The organism is Bacteroides nordii (genome assembly GCF_019930665.1).
GTDB classification, from domain to species: Bacteria; Bacteroidota; Bacteroidia; order Bacteroidales; family Bacteroidaceae; genus Bacteroides; species Bacteroides nordii.
In genome coordinates, this window is the sequence record NZ_CP082886.1 from 5,250,387 (window position 1) to 5,272,051 (window position 21,665).

General features: G+C 42.3%; 14 protein-coding genes and 1 tRNA gene. 8 read left to right on the plus strand and 7 right to left on the minus strand.

Annotated features, from left to right (window positions below):
- Positions 1-180: 180 nt before the first annotated feature.
- The 7 genes from K8P02_RS20175 to K8P02_RS20205 all read right to left on the minus strand — a co-directional run bounded on the left by K8P02_RS20175 (position 181) and on the right by K8P02_RS20205 (position 11,192).
- Positions 181-1,710 (minus strand): RagB/SusD family nutrient uptake outer membrane protein, encoded by a 1,530-nt coding sequence (locus K8P02_RS20175; RefSeq protein ID WP_025867078.1) that lies wholly within the window; start codon positions 1,708-1,710, stop codon positions 181-183.
- 113 nt (positions 1,711-1,823) lie between these two features.
- Complete coding sequence (locus K8P02_RS20180) at positions 1,824-4,877, minus strand: SusC/RagA family TonB-linked outer membrane protein (RefSeq protein ID WP_044158095.1); 3,054 nt, start codon at positions 4,875-4,877, stop codon at positions 1,824-1,826.
- A gap of 417 nt (positions 4,878-5,294) precedes the next feature.
- A complete protein-coding gene (locus K8P02_RS20185) occupies positions 5,295-6,233 on the minus strand; it encodes a carbohydrate kinase family protein (protein ID WP_195349686.1) in 939 nt (312 codons plus the stop codon).
- Positions 6,234-6,297: 64 nt separating this feature from the next.
- Positions 6,298-6,379: transfer RNA gene (locus K8P02_RS20190), tRNA-Leu, on the minus strand.
- Between the two features lie 83 nt (positions 6,380-6,462).
- Positions 6,463-7,467, minus strand: a complete 1,005-nt coding sequence (locus tag K8P02_RS20195) for a S41 family peptidase (protein WP_025867076.1) — start codon at positions 7,465-7,467, stop codon at positions 6,463-6,465.
- 92 nt (positions 7,468-7,559) lie between these two features.
- Positions 7,560-8,423: a DUF3316 domain-containing protein gene (locus tag K8P02_RS20200; protein WP_025867075.1), complete on the minus strand. Its 864-nt coding sequence runs from the start codon at positions 8,421-8,423 to the stop codon at positions 7,560-7,562.
- A 120-nt stretch (positions 8,424-8,543) separates the two neighbouring features.
- Positions 8,544-11,192 (minus strand): DNA gyrase/topoisomerase IV subunit A, encoded by a 2,649-nt coding sequence (locus K8P02_RS20205; protein WP_122201081.1) that lies wholly within the window; start codon positions 11,190-11,192, stop codon positions 8,544-8,546.
- Positions 11,193-11,375: 183 nt separating this feature from the next.
- Between K8P02_RS20205 and K8P02_RS20210 the strand changes: the two genes are divergently transcribed.
- The 8 genes from K8P02_RS20210 (at position 11,376) to nrfH (ending at position 21,617) form a co-directional block, all read left to right on the plus strand.
- Positions 11,376-12,917 (plus strand): glycine--tRNA ligase, encoded by a 1,542-nt coding sequence (locus K8P02_RS20210; RefSeq protein ID WP_002558859.1) that lies wholly within the window; start codon positions 11,376-11,378, stop codon positions 12,915-12,917.
- 11 nt (positions 12,918-12,928) lie between these two features.
- Complete coding sequence (locus K8P02_RS20215) at positions 12,929-13,564, plus strand: FKBP-type peptidyl-prolyl cis-trans isomerase (protein ID WP_002558860.1); 636 nt, start codon at positions 12,929-12,931, stop codon at positions 13,562-13,564.
- A 287-nt stretch (positions 13,565-13,851) separates the two neighbouring features.
- Positions 13,852-14,235 carry a ubiquitin-like protein gene (locus K8P02_RS20220; RefSeq protein WP_223381751.1) on the plus strand — a complete coding sequence of 128 codons (384 nt, stop codon included), beginning with the start codon at positions 13,852-13,854 and terminating at the stop codon, positions 14,233-14,235.
- Positions 14,236-14,372: 137 nt separating this feature from the next.
- Positions 14,373-17,051, plus strand: coding sequence for an outer membrane beta-barrel protein (locus K8P02_RS20225; protein WP_025867074.1), 2,679 nt, complete (start codon positions 14,373-14,375; stop codon positions 17,049-17,051).
- A gap of 156 nt (positions 17,052-17,207) precedes the next feature.
- Positions 17,208-18,752: an acyl-CoA carboxylase subunit beta gene (locus K8P02_RS20230; protein WP_122201125.1), complete on the plus strand. Its 1,545-nt coding sequence runs from the start codon at positions 17,208-17,210 to the stop codon at positions 18,750-18,752.
- A 21-nt stretch (positions 18,753-18,773) separates the two neighbouring features.
- Positions 18,774-20,285: an acetyl-CoA carboxylase biotin carboxylase subunit gene (gene accC / locus K8P02_RS20235; protein WP_002558864.1), complete on the plus strand. Its 1,512-nt coding sequence runs from the start codon at positions 18,774-18,776 to the stop codon at positions 20,283-20,285.
- Positions 20,286-20,298: 13 nt separating this feature from the next.
- Positions 20,299-20,820 carry a biotin/lipoyl-containing protein gene (locus tag K8P02_RS20240; RefSeq protein WP_122201079.1) on the plus strand — a complete coding sequence of 174 codons (522 nt, stop codon included), beginning with the start codon at positions 20,299-20,301 and terminating at the stop codon, positions 20,818-20,820.
- 209 nt (positions 20,821-21,029) lie between these two features.
- Positions 21,030-21,617 carry a cytochrome c nitrite reductase small subunit gene (gene nrfH / locus K8P02_RS20245; protein WP_025867073.1) on the plus strand — a complete coding sequence of 196 codons (588 nt, stop codon included), beginning with the start codon at positions 21,030-21,032 and terminating at the stop codon, positions 21,615-21,617.
- The last annotated feature ends 48 nt before the right edge of the window (positions 21,618-21,665 follow it).

Sequence of the window (21,665 nt, forward strand, 5' to 3'; positions counted from 1 at the left end):
TTTATGTATCTATATCCCTTTAAAGGTAGAACTTTTTATGGGTGTAAGTCTATGAATTACAGGAGATTATCGTAGGTTGGGTTTATACCCTTCGGTGTGCTGATACAGCTTGCCTCTTTCTTCTCTATTCTCCCTCTATTTTAAGATTTCATGGACTTTACACTAAATTAATTGATGTCATTAATAGTCAGGATTTTGTACCAATACTCCTTTCGATTTATCTATTTCCGTTTGTGGTAACGGCAATAGTGCATTCTTGGGCTGATAATTCAGCTTTCCTGCTGCATGAAGCACATCAGAAGCAATGCCCCATCGTACGAGATCATAGAAACGGTCGAATTCCATTCCAAGCTCTACCCGTCGTTCGTGCCGGATGGCGTCACGAAGTACAGTCTGATCCATCGATTCTATCTTTGGAAGAATATTCGGATTGTTGCCACGTGCCCGTGCCCGTACCATTTCGAGATCGGCATTGGCTTCTCCTGTCTTTCCCAACTCATTGGCAGCTTCGGCCGCCATTAGCACTACGTCTGCATAACGGATAAGCCGGATATTTACCCAAAAACCTTTATTGGTATACTCACGCCGCAAGGCCGGGTCTGTATACGCTTTCTTGTTAAAGGCGCGTCCCATGGCCTGAGATACAGGTGATTCATTGTAAGGGGTATTTGTATTTTCAGGAGTGATCGGATCTGTCTCGTTCTTGCGGAAGTAGAGGAGGGTTGCATCTCTACGTGGGTCTCCCGCTTCATAAGCATTATACAACTCTTCAGTTGCCATATTGAATCCCCAGCCAAGATCCCATTGACTTGCGCCACGCACTCCCTGTACTTCACAAAACTGGCTACCTATTACATCGCTGGCAGGCATTGCTGCTGTAGCTGTACATTGTAGTTCGAAAATAGAACCACTGTTATTCTCACCTTCGTCTGTAAATATCTTCTCGTAGGGAGTATTCAGATTATAAAGTCCGCTTGACATGACATCGTTGGCGGCTACATAAAGGCTATCCCAATTATTGCGCATCATGAACGTACGTGCATGGAGCGAACGGGCGGCCCCCCAGGTAAGGCGGCCCAGGTATTCTGTTGTCCACTGTTCCGGCAGTAGCTTTTCGGCTCCGGCAAGATCCTTGTCTATTTGTTTATAAAGATTCTCTGCGGTGGTTTTAGGCACATTTGCCTCCGAAGAATCATTCACTTTAAAAGTGATCAGAGGAACTTCGCCGAAAGCACGTACCAGGTTAAAGTAGCAGTAGGCACGGAAAAACATCGCCTCTCCACGATTACGGAGATCTTCTTCCGTCAGCTTGCCGCTTGCTTCACTCTCTTCAATAGAGGTAAGGATGTCATTGCACTGGAAGATGATTGCATAATTCTGACTCCAGTATCCACCCAATAAACCATTGGTAGGTGTGTAGATGAAATCATCGTACATTTCTGCGATGTCCGAACCATCACTGCTTATACTGCCTTTTTCGGCATCTTCGCTTCGGAAACTATGGATGGCGAATGCCGGTGTCCCTGCAGTTATGTTAAAGTTACGCATCATGGTGTAAACGTTGTAAATCTTGCCATTTACCAATGCGTTCGGATCGTCATCTTCTGTAAATTGCCCTTGCGGACTACGATCCAAAAAGTCGTTACAACTTGTCAGTGTCATCGCCCCGATAACTAATGACAAGGATAATATATAAATATATAGTTTCATAATTGCTTTCTTTGATTATTATTTAATTGACAATTGACAGTTGACAATTGACAGTTGCTATGCAGCCTGATAGCGCAGCTCACTTTCAACTTTCAACTTTCAATTTTCCATTCTCAAAAGGTTAAGTTGATGCCGAAGGTGTAAACGGCGGGCACAGGATAACTACCGTTATCTACTCCGAAAGCAATGGCGGAACCGCCTAATTCCGGTGTGTACCCGGTATTATGCTTCCATGTTTTCAGGTTCTGAACATTGAAGTATACCTTCAGCGCCTGCATGCGTGCTTTGGCAATTAACGCTTTATCAAAAGTATACGCCAGTTGCAGGTTACGGATACGGAAGAAGCGTCCGCTTTCGACGTAGTATTCCGAGTTCTCGCGGTTAATGGAATGCTTCGTATTCAGCAATGGCTGGCTGTTTGATGTGCCTTCTCCATGCCAACGGTCGAGTCGCTGGGCCATATAGTTGAATTGAGCAAAGGTATAGTTATCCCAGGTACGGTATATCTGATTGCCACCTTGTCCCATCATTTCGACACTGAGGTCCCAGTTCTTGTAAGATACTCCTAAAGAAATACCGTAGGTGACGTCCGGCGTCGGATCGCCAATCATGGTACGGTCTTCCGGGGTAATCTTGCCATCACCGTTCACATCCTTGAACTTCAAATCACCCGGAGTTACGGTGGCCAAGGTATTGGTAGGAGAGGAGGCTATATCCTCCGGTGACTGGTACACGCCATCTACCTTGTAACCGTAGAAGTAACCTATCGGATAGCCCGCCATTGTATAGCTTTGGCTCTTATCTCCGGCGATGATAGAATATCCTTCCTGTACCAGACTTTTCACTTTGTTGCTGATCGTAGTCAGGTTTGCACTTACTGAATATCCCCAATCTCCGATCTGATCACGCCAGGTTGCTGCCAGTTCCACGCCACTGTTTCTGATTTCTCCCAGATTACCGATGCCCGGGATCGTACCGGAGATACCCGGAACTTCTGCAAGCAAATCTTTCGTATTCTTTTTATAGAATACTCCTTCCAGGTGTAACCGGTTGCGGAGCATATTCGTTTCGAATCCCACTTCCCAGGCTTCCACCTTTTCCCAACGGAGATTGGGGTTAGGCAAATATGCCAGTTGGTATCCCGGATAGATGATGGACGGTTTACCGAATATAGCCGAATATGCATTTTTCAGTAGCGGTTCGGCCGGATAGGCGGTACTCAGATTCTGATTACCCAATGTACCCCATGAACCCTTCAGTTTCAGCATGTCCAGCCAACTGATATCTTTCATAAACTTTTCTTCGCTCATCAACCAGCCTGCACCTACCGAGTAGAAATTCTGCCATTGGTTGCCTGTATATGAAAAGGCGGAGGAGCCATCCCGACGGAACGAACCGTTGAACAGGTATTTCCCTTTGTAATTGTAAATGACACGTGCCAGCATGGATACGGTTGTTCGTTCCCATTGCGTACTGCCGTTGGTGGCAGTGGCTGCATCTCCGATACTGACAAACCATTTGTCCGGATCGTCGGGGATAACGAGTCCCACTCCCTGTTTGCGGGCACCATCCAGTCTGCTCAATGAATTGTAATAGGTGGTAAAACCGGCAGTGGCTGTCAGGTTGTGTGCACCGTCAGCGAAACTATTGGTATACGTCAGTACGTAATCGCTTTGTACTTTTGTTTCGTTCTGTTTGAACTGGCTTACCTCTGTCTTTCCTGTTCCTAAAGTTGAAACATTACCCTGCACGGTAGGGTCATATACTTTGATAATTGGTGTATAAGTTCGTCCGTTGTCCGAAGCATAATCCATAGAGAATGTGGCACGGGCTGTGAAATGTTTCAGGAAATCAATTTCACCATATATACTGCCCGAAGCACGGTAGTTTTCAGCTTTGGTAGTATTGGCTTTCAGATCTACATCCACCATCGGGTTGTTCATCTGTGCTTTCTGAAATTCCGGCAAAGCAGTGTAAAGGCCATACTCTGTATTGTATACAGGGGCAACCGGTGTGGTACGGATAGCACCCAATACCTGTTTGGCATCAGCGGGTAAGATACGTGCGCCGTTCAGTTGGAAGCCAATCTTGAAAAAGTCTGTCAGCTTGTACTCGTTACTTGCATTGATGGTCACTTTACTGAACTTCTCATGTTTGATATTGCCCTGTTCGTGAGAATAACCTACGCCTAAATAGAAACTATGTTTCTCGGAAGCACCTGTAATGCTGATATTGTTATTGGTAATGAATCCGTTCTGGAAGATTTCGTCTTGCCAGTCTGTATTAGCATTCCAGTTGCTGAAGTCAAAAAGAGCAGTCTCTTCATTGGTCAGCTGTTCATTGTATAATTCTTTAAACTGGTCGGCATTGGTCATTACTATTTTGTCCACAACTGATTTCCAACCAAAAGATGTATTGATATTCACTCTGGTTTGTCCTTCTTTTGCCTTTTTAGTGGTGATAATGATTACGCCGTTCGCACCGCGCACACCGAATATGGCTAATGAAGATGGGTCTTTCAATACTTCCATTGATTCAATATCTTCCGGATTAAGGAAGTTGATATTATCGTTGAAGAGTCCGTCTACGATATACAAAGGTTTGTAGCCGTTGATAGAATTTGTTCCGCGGATACGTATTTCAGGATCATCACCGGCACGTCCGTTATTGATAATCTGTACACCGGCAATCTTTCCTTGCAGAGAAGACAGTGGGTTGGTAGCAGGCTTGTTAGCAATTTCTTCACCTTTTATATTGGTGATAGAACCGGTAAGGTCGCGTTTTTTAGCGCTACCGTATCCTATGACTACGGTTTCACCCAGCATCTGTGAGTCGTCTTTCATCACGACATTAATCACAGTTTGCAGCCCTACAGGGATAATTTGTTTCTGCATACCTACATATGAAAATTCAAGTACATTGTCCGGAGTGACTGAGATAGAATAGTTTCCATCCAGGTCAGTGACTGTTCCGGAGGAGGTACCTTGTATCAATACTGATACCCCGATCAGGGGTTCGTTCAGCGCGTCGGTTACTGTACCCGTCACTGTTTTTGTTTGAGAAAACAAAGATGACGAGGTCAGTAACAGGCAGGCTATGGCAAGGATATTCCTTAGCCAGGAGGTTCTCTTCTCTTCGGGAAGATGTTGTAAAGGTTTAGGTCTCATTGCGTTAAATTTTACTATTTACATGAACTACTTTATTAGAATACTCTCTTAAGTCTAATTGTCACATGAAGTGGCGACGAAAATATTAAAGTGAACAAACAAGTAGTAAAAAAGATTAGGATAAGAGTGTTAATCGTGATTTTTAACAGTGGGAAAGAGGAAGACGTGGGGAAAGTAAGATGGCTCGAATCTGATCGGAATGAGCAAAACTCACCACAGAGTAACACAGAGTTCCACAGAGTAGTATTTCTCTGATTGAAACGCGGATTAACACAAATGAACGCAGATTAAAAGACTGTATTTCTTTATCATCTATTTGTTTCCCTTTGTGAAAATCTGCGTTAATCCACGTTTCATCAAAGATTTAAACTCTGTGGACCTCCGTGTTACTCTGTGGTGAAACACACTCAAATCCGTTCAAATAGTAACCACCGCCTGGCGTACCTCCCCGTGCGGGAAGCACAAAGGGAGCACTTCTTTTGCATGTTTCATACATTGCAATACATTTTCTTTATTTCCGAGGAATGGACCGGATTTTTCTATTTTCAGTGTAGACATTGCTGCTGCAAAGCGTCCGGCTTCTTCGATACTTGCTCCTGCAGCCCGCTGGTACAGGTAACCAATTGTATATGTATCGCCACATCCTGTGGCATCTGTCACTACATCCGGCTCGTATGCCGGAATCTGATAAAAGGTTTTTCCGTCAAAGATGACTGAGCCCATGCTACCAAATGTGAGCAGTACCTCTTTCACTCCCCATTCGTGGAGCCTATGGGCCGCTTCTGTTACATTGTCATATCCGGTTAATACTTCCATTTCGTGTTCATTCACTTTCAGGAAATGTACGTATTTCAGTGCTTCCCTTTTATTGGCCCAATCCACCGGATAGACGTGTGTATCGCGTACCTCACGCAGGTATCCTTGAGAGTCAATAGCAACCAGCCCTTTACCGGCAAGATGTTTGATAACATCTACCGAAAAATCATCGGCCAACAAAGAGCCCAGATGAAAAATATCCGCTTCGATATTCTCAAGCTGTTGTACGGTAAACGGATCTGCTTTGGCGAGTACTCTTTGCGTGCGTTCATCCTGATTCTCGCCATATATGTTTTCAAAGTAAACAGAATATTTGCTGGGAAGAGCGGTTACATCAATACCGGCGTCACGCATTTTGTCTATAACATTCAGCTCACTGTCTCCTACTGCAGTAACCAATTTATAATCAACATCGTTCAGGTGGCGGATAGCATATGAACAATAATAAGCAGTTCCTCCCGGCATGTATACGGTGGATTGAGGTGTTACTACCTTATCTAAGGTGATATGTCCGATGCAACAAAGAGTATGTTTCTTCATTCTAATTCCTTTAGTTAAATGAAAAAGCCTTCAAGAGTAGTTCTTGAAGGCTTTTTAGTGTTTGTGCGGCTGAAGGGACTCGAACCCCCACGTCGCGAGACACCAGATCCTAAGTCTGGCGCGGCTACCAATTACGCCACAGCCGCAAAATCCGTGACTAATTTTTTCTTTAGCGGTGCAAAGATAGATATATTTTTTGTTTTGCCAAACGAAAGACGAATAAAAGTGTTTATTTAAGTAATTTCCGTGCTTCTTCTATAATTGTATCAAACCCATTAACCTCATCTTTATAGTTTATATCCACTTTTACATCCGGATCAATTCCCCACTCAATATGGTTCATGTTTTTGTCAAAGTGCGGGCTGGCAGAAAAACGGATTGTCCAGCCATTAGGAAGTTCGGATGAAAAAGGCATTCCTGATCCTCCTCCGGTTTTATCACCTACGATTGTAACATTAGGAAGGCATCTCATATGATTGACAAAATCGTTGGTAGCGCTGTATGAATGCCGATTGGTAAGTACGGCTACTTTCTTTTGCCAGCGAATACCTTTGGCAGGTTCCAGGTAGATGGCGTATGGTTCTGAAAAGTCATTGTGTCCCGGACCTGTCTTATGACAGATATACCCTGTTAGTATTTTCTTTTCTGTGAATCTCGAAGCTATTTTAGCTGAGTTTGTTGCATTCCCTCCGGAGTTTTGCCGAACATCAATAATGAGTCCTTTACAGTTAGAAAAATAGGAGAAAACCCTGTCTAAATCATTATTATCAATGCCTTCGGAAAACTTCTCATAATAGATATAGCCAACTTCATCGTTTAGTATTTTATATTTGAAGCCGGCTGTCTGTTGATAGTTTTGCCCCAGATAATAATTGCTTTCTATCGTTGCTTCACTAAAATTACGTGGTGAGTCAAGCCAGAAGTCAAAGTGGGTTTGATTGTCAGTAGAGGTTAAGTTGACATGTCCGTCCTGAAGTTCGTACAACATATCGCTGAGTACCTGAAAGAGATCCCGGTCATCCATTTCCGGCTCAATAAATTTACGTTTCCTTTCTCCGATCTTTTTCCAGTCAATACCTTTATAGTCCAGAAAGCAATATCGCTCGTCGATGATTTTCCAGAGTTGGTCAAAGTTTCCTATCGGATCATTGGTATACTCTTCCTCCCTAATGCAGGCGGTCAACCCACTCAGGCAAGTAAGAAATAATAGCCAACTGATCATCCGGTTTCTCATCTTTCCATTTACAATTTACTATTTACAATTTACAATTGTCCACGCCATCACCCTGCATAGTACTTCTCCCTTCTCCATTCTTCCTTCTCCCTTTAATACGCCCTTATTGCCGGCGGCAATGGTGTTCCGTTTTTGTTACGGATCAGATACAGATCTTTTACGAATCCTACCATGAATACGTGTGAATATGTATGTGTCCGGATATCATTAACATCCGATTGCTGCAGATCTGCTACATAACTGAAGCGCATCTTTGCATAGCGAATCGGGAAGTCTATGGATAACATTTGTCTCATGGAAGGTTGGTTGTGCAGTGAAGTAAATTGTACTACTCCGCTGGAATTTCCCAATGTGAATATCTCGTAATAAGATTGACCGTAGTGAGGTGAAAACATAACCCCTATTACCGGTACATTGACCTGATAACGGAATGTGAGTGGATAGTTTTTTATTTTTGCATGCCAGATTGCCATTCCGGAAGCGTCGAGATTGAGAAATGCCCGTGCTGATGCCGGGTTATTGGTATTGCGTAGATTGTATACAAATCCTCCGTTAATGTCTGCCAGAGCCCCCGCCAGCAGCTTAAAGTTTTCTGTGATGCGGAATTGGTAATGCAATCCATAATTCCAATTCACCAATCCGGCAAAGGTATTATTATTATCTACCCGGTTATGTGTATATCCAATGTTTGCCTGAAAAAAGTTTTGTACGGATACTTTTCCATTAAGCAATTTAGTCATACGCATTGTTTCCCGTGAAATACGAAAGTCGATACCTTTATATTCCTGTGGTGACAGATAGGTGTCGAATATATTGGTATAACCTATTCCGTACATAGTGGCACGGGTCACATATCGGTTGGCTTGCAACGAATCTACCTGAGCATACAGTCCGTGGCAGAAAGCCAGCAGACAATATCCGGTTAAACCGATCTTTAACAGTATCTTCTTCCTCATTGACAAACCTTTATTTAGTTGAAAATTGAAAATGGAAAGTTGAAAATGGGAACCGGTTTTATGACAAGATATAATGCAGTTGCCCTCGTTTTCAACTTTCAACTTTCAATTTTCCATTATTCAAAACAGCTTCATCTGTCCTGTCATCTCGTCCAGAATATCTCCTTCACTTTTGCCATGGTCCGGATCGAGAATCTCTGTTTCCTCCTCTGTTTCCTCTTCTTCTTTGGGCGCGGGAGGTTCAGGGAAGCGGGTCGGTTCCAGTTCGTTGATCGTTTCTACCGTATAAGTAGTGATACGTTTACCTTTTGCCTTAAAGCCTTTGACGGCAATAAATTCATCGGCATCTATCACCATCGGATCTCGGAAACTGTCATGACCGCCAAAGATGACTTCCAGACGTGGATAATATTCATCAGTCAACAGAATCAGTTGATTGGCTTTGTTTTCTCCCAGGTAATTCTGCTTACGGGAGGTGCTTTCAAAACAGAAACGTTTCAGATATGGATAGTTCTGCTGATCAGCGTCGTATAAAACAGCTGTCCATACTTTATTAGAATCAAACTTCTCAACGATGCTTACATTGTTTTCGTAATGGTTGCTTACGTCGAAGTTTGTTGTATAGAATTCGCCTGTATTGAGAACTACCAGGATAGAGTCGTCGCTCTGGAACTCTCCCAGATATTCACCTCGTCCGTCATAGTTGAGGCGTAACACATCCCGGTCGAACCAGACTTTACGTCCCCCAAGCGTAGAGCCTCCGCGTTGCTTTAAGGCTATCTTGTGTACCGGCAGACGAGTCAGAATAACTCCCTGTGCCTGGCGACTCTTAATGCCAATCTCACTGAAGTCCCGTTCGAAGATGATACGGCGTACACGTGGATTCGGTTTCAATGTCACTTTTATGATTTCGGCTTCTCCGTTCGGATTTGCGCTGAAATATGTGATTCGTGACTCGGGAGTACCCTGTGTTACGTCATATTCGCGATCCCGTACGATGGAGGTTACGGCAAAACGTTTTATGTAGGTTGTTCCCTCTTTTCCGTCACGGTAAGTTACATTGTAGATCGTTCGTTTATCATTCTTCTTGAATACATTGACATACAGCACGTTTTTACCTACGAACTTTTTGTCGGCTACGGGAGTAATCATATATTTACCGTCTCTGTAGAAGATGATTACATCGTCTATATCCGAACAGCAGGCTACGAATTCATCCTTCTTGAGTGCTGTGCCGATAAATCCTTCTTCGCGGTTGATGTATAACTTTTCGTTAGCTTCCACCACTTTGGTTGCTTCGATGGTATCGAAATTGCGTAATTCCGTACGGCGAGGGAAATTCTTACCATATTTTTCTTTCAACATCTGGTACCAGCTGATTGTGTATTCCACGATATTGGCCAGATGATTGTCTATCTCGGCAATCTCCGATTTCATTTTGGCTATGTTTTCTTCCGCTTTGTCTGAGTTGAACTTCAGGATACGTCCCATTTTGATTTCCATCAGTTTCAGGATGTCTTCCTTGGTTACTTCCCGTATGAATTGCGGGTAGAAAGGAGTTAACCGGTTATCGATATGTTCGCACGCAGCATCCATATCTTTGGACTGTTCGAACTCTTTGTCTTTATAGATACGTTCTTCAATAAATATCTTTTCGAGTGAAGCAAAGTGAAGGCTTTCTTGTAGTTCACCTTTGTGTATTTCAAGCTCCTGACGAAGAAGATCGAGCGTGTTGTCCGCCGATTTTCTCAGTACATCACTGATGGCCAGAAAGTGCGGCTTGTTATCATCAATCACACAACAGTTGGGGGATATGCTTACTTCACAATCGGTAAAAGCATATAGCGCATCAATAGTTTTGTCTGATGAAGTTCCTGCTGCCAGATGTACTAATATCTCTACGTTGGCAGAGGTGTTGTCATCTACCTTGCGCACTTTGATTTTTCCTTTGTCTACGGCTTTCAGAATAGAATCAATCACTGTTGTGGTAGTTCTACCATAAGGAATTTCCGTGATCGCCAATGTTTTATTATCAACCTTATTGATTTTGGCACGTATCTTCACAGAACCGCCTCGTTCGCCATCATTATACTTGGATACGTCTATAGAGCCTCCGGTCTGGAAGTCGGGATAAAGTTTGAAATTTTCTCCGTGCAGGTAACTGATAGAAGCATCACATAATTCATTGAAGTTGTGTGGCAATATTTTAGAAGAGAGTCCTACAGCAATACCCTCTACTCCTTGTGCCAGTAACAGCGGGAATTTAACAGGTAAAGTTATGGGTTCTTTATTTCGTCCGTCATAAGACAACTTCCATTCCGTTGTTTTCGGATTGAATACTACGTCGAGTGCGAATTTAGAGAGGCGGGCTTCAATATAACGTGGAGCAGCTGCACCATCACCGGTGAGAATGTTACCCCAGTTACCCTGGCAGTCAACCAGCAAATCTTTTTGTCCCAGCTGTACCAGTGCATCTCCGATAGAAGCATCTCCGTGTGGGTGAAACTGCATGGTATGTCCCACGATGTTTGCCACTTTGTTGTAACGTCCGTCATCCAGTCTCCTCATGGAGTGTAGTATACGGCGTTGTACAGGCTTCAGCCCATCATTGATATGGGGGACGGCACGTTCCAGAATAACATACGAAGCATAGTCCAGAAACCAGTTCTGGTACATACCTGTGAGTTGATGTTTTACGCTTTCATTGTGGGAGTCCGCCGGCTTATAGTCTGAATGTTCTTCCGTTATCTCGTTGATTTCGTCACTCATATGGTTAATATTCCTCTTGTTTTAACAACAAATTATCTTTTTTACATCATTATAGAACGATGTGCACGCAAAAATACGAATTTTCTCCAAAAAAATCATTTACTTTGCGAATTATTTCCGAGTGTGATTTACAGGCAGATATCGGAATCGTAAATTGTAAATGATTAAATTGTAAATAAAACAATGGCACAAGAAGACGTTTTTAAGAAATTGGTATCACATTGCAAAGAGTATGGTTTTGTATTTCCTTCAAGTGATATTTACGACGGACTGGGAGCTGTATACGACTACGGCCAGATGGGAGTTGAACTCAAAAATAATATTAAGAAATACTGGTGGGACAGCATGGTATTGCTGCACGAGAATATTGTAGGCATTGACTCTGCAATCTTTATGCACCCTACTATCTGGAAGGCTTCCGGACACGTTGATGCATTCAATGACCCATTGATTGATAACAAAGATTCTAAAAAACGTTATCGTGCAGACGTACTTATCGAAGACCAATTGGCTAAGTACGACGATAAAATGAATAAAGAAGTAGCTAAGGCTGCTAAAAAGTTTGGTGATGCTTTTGATGAGGCACAGTTTCGCAGTACAAATGGCCGTGTCCTTGAACATCAGGCTAAGCGTGATGCGCTTCATACCCGTTTTGCAAAAGCATTAAACGATGGTAATCTTGACGAACTCCGTCAGATCATTATTGATGAAGAAATCGTTTGTCCTATTTCCGGTACTAAGAACTGGACAGAGGTTCGTCAGTTCAACCTGATGTTCTCTACTGATATGGGATCTACTTCGGAAGGTGCAATGAAAATATACCTTCGTCCGGAAACAGCACAGGGAATTTTCGTGAACTACCTCAATGTACAGAAAACCGGGCGTATGAAAATACCTTTTGGTATTGCACAGATTGGTAAGGCTTTCCGTAATGAGATTGTGGCCCGTCAGTTCATTTTCCGTATGCGTGAATTTGAACAAATGGAGATGCAGTTCTTTGTAAAACCGGGTACAGAACTGGAGTGGTTCCCAAAATGGAAAGAAATGCGTTTGAAATGGCATAAAGCACTTGGTTTCGGTGATGATCATTATCGTTTCCACGACCATGATAAGCTGGCTCACTACGCTAATGCCGCTACAGATATCGAATTCCTTATGCCGTTTGGTTTCAAAGAAGTAGAAGGTATACATTCACGTACTAACTTCGACCTTAGCCAGCATGAGAAATTCTCCGGAAAGAGTATCAAATACTTCGATCCTGAACTAAATGAGTCATACACTCCGTACGTTATCGAAACTTCTATCGGTGTGGATCGTATGTTCCTTAGTATCATGAGTGCTGCTTATTGCGAAGAGCAACTCGAAAACGGTGAAAGCCGCGTGGTATTGAAACTTCCTGCAGCTCTTGCTCCGGTGAAGTTGGCCGTAATGCCTTTGATAAAGAAAGACGGACTGCCCGAAAAGGCCCGCGAGATTATTGATAGTCTTAAGTTCCACTTCCATTGTCAGTATGACGAGAAAGACAGTATCGGAAAACGTTATCGCCGTCAGGATGCCATTGGTACTCCATATTGTGTAACGGTTGACCATCAAACGCTCGAAGATAACTGTGTGACTTTGCGTAATCGCGATACCATGCAGCAGGAACGTGTAGCGATCTCTGAACTGAACAATATTATTGCTGACAGAGTAAGCATCACTTCGCTTTTGAAAACTTTACAATAAATCCTTGACGAATGAATAAGAAAATCTATTTATTACCAATCCTATTGCTGGCACTTGTCTTTACCTCTTGTGAAGAAACGAAAGAAGTGAGCAGGTATGATAACTGGCAGGCACGAAATGAGGCGTTTATCGACTCTTTGTATAATGTTTATACTACGGAGGCCGATCATGGTGGGTTGGATAGTATTCATCTTATGTCTGCTCCGGATGCCTGCATATTTTATAAGGAGCTGAAGCCGATAACGAATGATCCAAAGTTAAATCCGAATCCGACAAATCTGGATGAGGTTATCGAAGGATATGTTTCTCAGGATATGCAACCTTTTTATACAGATAGTGTATATATGTATTATAAAGGTACTTTAATCATCGGGGACCGATTTGATGGATTCAAAGGTGCAAACCCTACAGCCTTTGACTCGCCGAAGAAATTGAAGGTAACAGGTGTAATTACTGGTTGGAATGAGATGCTTCAGCGTATGAAAGTAGGAGAGCGAAGGTTAGTTTACATACCTTGGAACTATGGTTATGGTTCCAGTGGTAGTGGTAGCATTTTAGGGTATTCCACATTGATTTTTGATATGCAGTTGTATAGTATCGAAAATCGTAGTTCGAATTCGCTGTCGACCTTGGCTGTAGAAGAATAGATTTCTATATATAAAGGAAGTAGCCTGTTTCTCATAGTGATGAGGAACAGGCTTTTTTTGTTAATAGAGGAACTGTTTTGATTTAACTCTATTGTGCAGCCAGTGATGAATGGACTGACTGTGTTGTACCGATGTAGCGTGACCCATTAGGTGTATTACTCTTCATTATTCCTATTTTCAATAAATTCAAAATAGATTCTAAAGTAATTACAAGAAAATTTATATATATCGATTTTTATATGTATCATTGTAGATTATTTTATTTGTTCACTTTGATTCTATATATTATGAAAAGAGTTTATTGTTATTTATTGGTTTGTGTATTATCAGGAACAGGTTTGTTGAATAGCCTGTTTGCTAATAGTGGTGTTTCTTCTAATTTCCTCGAAGAGTCTGAAGCTTTTATAAGTGATCAGGTTTCTCCACGATCAGGCTTTAATGTTTATGTTAAAATAATGGCAAATAACAAGACGATTACGATTGCAACTGATCCATATGAAACTGTTGCACAGTTTAAGTCTAAGATTCAGGCTAAGGAGGGAATTCCACCTAATCAACAGAGACTTATTTTTGCCGGAAAGCAGTTAGAGGATGGTAGAACGTTACAAGATTATGCTATTACAAAGGAATCTACTCTCCATCTATTAATAAATTTCCGACCAAGTCGTTAACGCACAATTATAACTTTACTTCATATGTTTTTAATATGCTTGTGTTTTACTAGCTCATAAAAATAAAATCAGTTAATTTGTGGAACAGTTAGCTGATTTTATTTATTATAGCTCTTTTATAACCCAATGAAAGGGATATGAAATATTTACTTAGTATTTTATTTTTTATTATAACCTTTTCCTTATCTGCTCAAGAAGCTGTTTCGGTAGCCGGATTTATCAAAGATAAGAACTCCGATGCTATTGAAGGAGCAGCGATACGTGCACTTACTGCGGATAGTGTTTTCCTTTCGGGTACTACGTCTGATGCCGGAGGTTACTTTATTTTAATGCTTCCCCGGAAGAAATGCATCCTTGAAATCAGCTACTTGGGTTATCAAAAGTCTTACAGAACGATTTCGGCAGATACAATCTGCAAAAACTTATTGGCGGATACTATAAAACTACAGGACGAAAGCATTAATCTGGCTGAAGTAATGGTGACCGGAAAGGCTGCTGCTATGCAAATGAAAGGGGATACTTTAGAATATAACACGGGTATCTATGCGCTTTCGGATCAGGCCTCGGTGCGTGATTTATTGAAATTGCTACCCAATGTCACTGTTACAGAACATGGACAAATTTTAGTTCAGGGGAAACCGGTAAGTAAAATTCTTGTTGATGGAAAAGATTTCTTCTCCAATAATCCAGAGATGGCATCAAAATCACTTCCAGGCAAAATAGTGGATAAAGTACAAGTTATTGACCAAAGCTCTGAGGTGGACCGACTTACTGGATTCGATAACGGGGATAAAGAAACAGTACTTAACTTGTCCGTTAAAGAAGAAAATAAGGTAGGCGTAATGGCTCAGGCAGCTGTGGGGGGCGGGCGTGATATAAACGATAATAAAACGCGATATGAGCAAAATGCGTATATAAATCTGTTGAAAAGGCAGGATATGTTTTCTCTCATGTTACGAAATGACAATACGAATAGCGGAACCGGTAGTTCGCAGACAGGAGACAACTCTGTTGGGCAAATCGGGCTTTTGATAAATAAAGAATTTAGTAACCGCTTTAATGTTTACAGTAATGTAACATATACCTCTATAAAGTCGGTAGAGAATATGCTTACAGACCAGGAGACAATACTCTCGCCGGAATCCTCTCTTTTTGATAGTTCAAATCGTTTATCCGATACTAAAAATAAAGTTCTGGACGTTGGCATAAGGACAGAATGGACCCCCAATGGTAAAAATACGCTTATAACGCAGGCGTATTTGAATTATTCGAAAAAGAATCGTTGGGATAATGAACTTTTTAATAGCTATAATGGCTTGCGTGATACCCTCTATAATGGACATTCCGCCACAGAAAACAATGGTAACAACTACTCTCTGAATATTTCCATTGACTATGCACATCGGTTAAAGAAGAAAGGTCGGGTTTTTAGTACGTCGCTCTATGGTATCATAAATCAGGGTGACGCTCGTGAATCTTATTCCTGGAACCGTCGGATGTATGATAATAATGTCTATCAGTATGATTCACTTGTGAACCAACGGACGGTTAACGAGAATTCAGGTAAGCAAATCAAATTGGGTTTGTCGTATGTTGAACCTATCACGGAGAAACGTTTTATACAAATTGCCTATACGGCTCGTCTTTCAGGTGATCATGTCGGGAAAAATACTTATAAGGTTGGAGAAGATGTTTCATCTGATAACCTCCAATTATTACCTAGCCAAAGTCCGGGCACATCGCAGAGTATATTTAATCAGCGCTTTACATTAAATTACAAATCATTGGGAGAGAAAACCGACTATACGATGGGAATGAACGTAGATATTGACGACTCTGAAAATAAAACCCGTTTTCCGGATGACTCTTTCAGGGCCAATGTAAATCAAAAAGTTACCAACTACTCTCCGGTATTGAATATAAAACACCGGTTCAATAAAAGTAACACGCTGACACTTGATTATATGGGGACAATGACATCTCCGACAGGTACTCAGTTGCAGGACTATACCGATATAAGCGACCCTACTAACAGTATTAAAGGAAACCCTGACCTTAAACCGCAGTTTGCAAATGATGTGGTACTGAATCTTTCCGGTTCTAATTCCAAAACTCAGGGATTCTACGATGTCGGTTTGTTCGGTGGATACACAGCGAATGCTATTCAATCTTCTTACAATATTAATCCGGAGACAGGAAATCGAACCACTTCTTACAAAAATGTAAATGGTAATTGGAATGCGCAATTTCGATGCATTTATTATACACCGATAAACGAAACAAATTTTACAATAAGCAATGGGCTTAGAGGCGGATATGACAGAAAGAAGGGGCTCGTCAATGATGAGGTAAGTGTCATGGGTTCTTTTACTATTGATGAGAATCTGGTTCTCAGATATTATACTCCTGATTTCTATTTTAATATTCAGGGATTATTCAAATATGTGATTCTAAAGGGGCAGGGTCAATCTACCGATAATATGGAAACCCGGGATTGGGGAACAGAACTTAATGCATCCTATCTGCTGCCTTATAAAATAAGATTGAGTTCTTCTTTCAGATGGAGTTTAAAGAAAGGCTACAGTGGTGAAACCGGAAATATCAGAGAAAATATTCTGGATGTTGCTATAGAAAGAGATTGCTTCTCAAAGAAGTATGGTACAGGCACTATTCAAATATCTGCATTTGATTTGCTGCAAAGCAGAAGAGATTTATCAAGGAACGTAGGGGCTTCCTATATCCAGAATACAAGAACATCTACCATGGGCAGTTATTTTATGTGTCGTTTTGTGTACAGTTTTAATTTCTTTCCTTAAGTCTTACTGTTAATCCGGATGTTTAACGGCATGTTTCCTAACTTTTCTTCGGAATGGTATGTTATATTTAGTAGAATACACCCCTGATGTAATCTGCATTACATGTATTCACTGTAATTATTTCTATTTTTACATCGTACTTAAATATGAATGCCCATGAAAGAACTCATCAACCATCTGGAAGAATTAAACAGAAAAGCTGAGAACGGCGGCGGAGATGCCCGGATTGAGAAACAACACTCAGTAGGAAAGCTGACAGCCCGTGAACGTATCGATTTACTTTTGGAGAAAGGATCGTTTATCGAACTTGATAAACTTGTGACGCATCGTTGTACCGACTTTGGTATGGAGAAACAGAAGATACCAGGGGATGGGGTAGTTACCGGTTACGGTATGATAGGCAAACGACTGGTTTATGTTTTTGCTCAGGACTTCACAGTGTTCGGAGGGGCACTTTCGGAGACGTATGCTAAAAAGATCTGCAAGGTGATGGATATGGCCATGCAAATGGGTGCCCCGATAATCGGGCTCAATGATTCCGGGGGTGCCCGTATTCAGGAAGGGGTTCGTTCGCTGGCAGGATACGCTGAAATCTTTCTTCGTAACTCGATGGCATCGGGGGTAATACCGCAAATCAGTGCTATTATGGGCCCATGTGCCGGTGGTGCTGTGTATTCTCCGGCTCTGACCGATTTTATCCTGATGGTGAAGAATTCCGGTTATATGTTTATTACCGGACCGGACGTAGTGAGGAGTGTAACACAGGAAGAGGTGAGTAAAGAAGAATTGGGTGGAGCTGCTGTACATACTTCTATATCCGGTGTAGCACATCTGGCTGCTGAAAATGATATTGAATGTATCAATTATATTCGTGAATTAATCTCCTTCCTGCCCGGAAATAATATGGAAGAACCTCCATTTGTTGCTACTTCCGATTCGCCCACGCGGCTCACACCAGAACTTTCTATGCTGATACCTACTAACCCGAATCAACCCTATAATATAAAGGAGATGATCGAGGCAGTAGCCGATGACAATAGTTTCTTTGAACTTCAGGCAGAGTATGCGGCGAATATTGTCATTGGTTATATTCGTCTGAATGGGAAAACTGTGGGAGTGGTGGCTAACCAACCGCTGGTACTTGCCGGTACACTGGATATTGATGCTTCTGTCAAGGCGGCTCGTTTTGTCCGCTTCTGCGATGCTTTCAATATTCCGTTACTGACTTTGGTGGACGTACCGGGATTCTTACCGGGAGTTGACCAGGAATATGGTGGTATTATTCGTAACGGTGCCAAGTTGCTATATGCTTATTGTGAGGCTACCGTACCTAAGGTGACGGTTATCACACGCAAAGCTTATGGTGGTGCCTATGATGTAATGAGCTCCAAACATATCCGGGGAGATGTGAACTTTGCTTTTCCTACGGCCGAGATTGCCGTGATGGGGCCGGATGGGGCTGTGAATATTCTGTTCCGTAAAGAAATAGACAAAGCAGGAGATCCTGAAGAGAAAAGAAAAGAGCTTCAGACTGAATATCGTGAGAAATTTGCAAATCCTTATCGGGCTGCCGAACTCGGTTATGTGGATGAAGTGATTGATCCGGCTATTACTCGTATGCGGTTGATTCGTAGTTTTGAGATGTTGGCTAATAAGCGCCAGTCCAATCCACCCAAAAAGCATTCTAATTTACCGCTTTAATATTGTAGGAGGAAACATATTATGATAAAAAAAATATTAGTAGCCAACCGTGGCGAGATTGCTATGCGTATTTTCCGTACCTGCCGGGTAATGAATATTGCTACGGTAGCGATTTACACACGGGTAGACCGTGGAGCGTTGCATGTCCGTTACGCTGAAGAAGCCTATTGTATATCTGATTCACCGGAGGATACCTCTTATCTGAAACCGGAAAAGATTCTGGAAATAGCCAAAAAGACTGGGGCTGCCATTCATCCGGGCTATGGTTTCTTGTCAGAGAATGCTGACTTTGCCCGTCGTTGTGAGGAAGAAGGAGTGATTTTTATTGGTCCGAGTGCTGATATAATTGCCCGGATGGGTATTAAGACGGAGGCGCGGAAGATCATGAGAGAAGCTGGCCTGCCCATTGTTCCGGGCACAGAACAACCGGTTCAGGGCATTGCCGAAGCTAAAAAGGCAGCAGCAGAAGTCGGTTATCCGATTATGCTGAAAGCATTAGCAGGTGGTGGCGGAAAGGGAATGCGACTGGTGCGTTCAGAAGAAGAAGTTGAGATGGCTCTTCGTCTGTCCCAATCCGAAGCCGGAACTTCATTTGGAAACGATGCGGTTTATATAGAGAAGTATATCGAAAATCCCCATCATATCGAAGTGCAGATATTGGGTGATAAATATGGGAATGTAATTCATCTGTATGAACGTGAATGCTCCATCCAACGACGAAATCAAAAGGTAATAGAAGAGTCTCCTTCTCCTTTTGTGAAGGAAGAGACACGAAAACGGATGTTGAAGGTGGCTGTAGAGGCTTGCAGGAAAATAGGATATTACAGTGCCGGGACTTTGGAGTTTATGATGGATAAAGACCAGAACTTCTATTTTCTTGAAATGAATACCCGGCTTCAGGTAGAACATCCGGTAACGGAGGAATGTACCGGTGTTGATCTTGTACGTGATATGATTCTTGTTGCTGCCGGCAATCGCTTGCCTTATCATCAGGAGGATATTGAGTTTAGGGGTGCGGCCATCGAATGTCGTATTTATGCCGAAGATCCGGAAAATAACTTTATGCCGTCACCGGGAGTCATTACGGTACGTGAGGCTCCCGAAGGACGTAACGTTCGCCTGGATAGTGCCGCCTATGCCGGATTTGAGGTGTCATTGCATTATGATCCGATGATTGCCAAGCTCTGTTGCTGGGGAAGAAACCGTGCTTCTGCCATATCAAATATGGCCCGTGCTTTGCGGGAGTATAAGATACTGGGTATTAAAACCACCATTCCGTTTCATCAGCGTGTCTTGAAGAATGCCGCTTTTCTGAAAGGGGAGTATGATACTACGTTTATTGATACCCGTTTTGATAAAGAAGATTTGAAACGGCGTCAGAATACCGATCCTACTGTGGCTGTAATTGCAGCTGCACTAAAGCATTTTGAGAAGGAAAAAGAGGCAGCGTCGAGGGCTACTACTCTTCCGGTGGTAGGAGAATCCCTTTGGAAATATTATGGTAAACTGCAGATGACTGCCAATAACTATTAAAACATCAGTGATTATGAGTACAACATTAGCAACCTATTATGCCCGGCTTCTGGATATGCCCGACAATGAGTATAAAGTTGAGATTCTTGAAGATGGTCCTGTAAAGAAAATAGCAGTCAATGGAAAGGTGTATGAAGTAGATTATAACCTTGGTGGTGACTCTATTCATTCTATAATCATTGATCATCATTCTCATGGAGTGCAGATTTCTTCTTCCAATTCTACATATACTATCATGAACAAAGGAGAACTTTATCAGATAGAACTGAAAGGCGAAATGGAAAAGATACACAATTCCCGTAATGCTGCCGAGTCTGTGGGGCGTCAAGTGGTTCAGGCGCCAATGCCCGGAGTGATATTGAAAACATATGTAAAGAAGGGAGATGTAGTACAGCGAGGAGAGCCGCTTTGTGTACTGGTAGCTATGAAGATGGAAAACGAAATCCGTTCGCTGACGGACGGTACGGTCAAAGAAATCTTTGTAGAAGATACGGCAAAAGTGGGTTTGAACGACCGTATTATGGTGATTGAGTAATAATGTGCCAATATGCTAATGTGCCAATGTCTTTCGGCAGTACAGCGCAGCATATTGGCAAATTAGTATATTGGCACATTATTAAAAATAATTTTCTCATATGTAATGTAGATTACACATTTATTAGCTTTTATTTTGCTCCTTTGCACAAGTAAAGAGAATACAGGTCCTGTTAATCGGCCGGTAGTATACTTAATATTTGGTGTCTTATGAAAATAAAAGAGATTATTCATTGGCTACTTCCTTCCAGGCGCTGGAAGATGGTAGCCATTGCCTTGTCCGGTCTGATTATCGGGGGAGGGTTGTTTTTCTTGTATATGCTCCGGGCGCATACCTATCTGGGTGACGACCCGGCAGCTTGCGTCAATTGCCATATCATGGGACCCTATTATGCCACCTGGATGCACTGCTCTCACGGACGGGATGCTACGTGTAATGATTGTCATGTTCCTCATGAGAATCCGGTAAAAAAGTGGGCGTTCAAGGGCATGGATGGTATGCGTCATGTTGCGGTGTTTCTCACTCGTGGCGAGCATCAGGTAATAAAAGCAAATGATGAAAGCGCAGAAGTAATCATGAACAATTGCATCCGTTGTCATACACAGCTCAATACCGAGTTTGTGTCTACCGGGCGTATCGATTATATGATGTCCCAGGTAGGAGAAGGAAAGGCTTGCTGGGATTGCCATCGTGATGTGGCACACGGGCAAAACAGCCTTTCTACTACCCCGGATGCTCTGGTTCCTTATCCGGAATCGCCTGCACCGGAATGGCTTCGTAAAATGATAAATAAATAAATTCATAAATAGATCTGTCAATTATCCTGTTTTCAATTGCTGCATGAA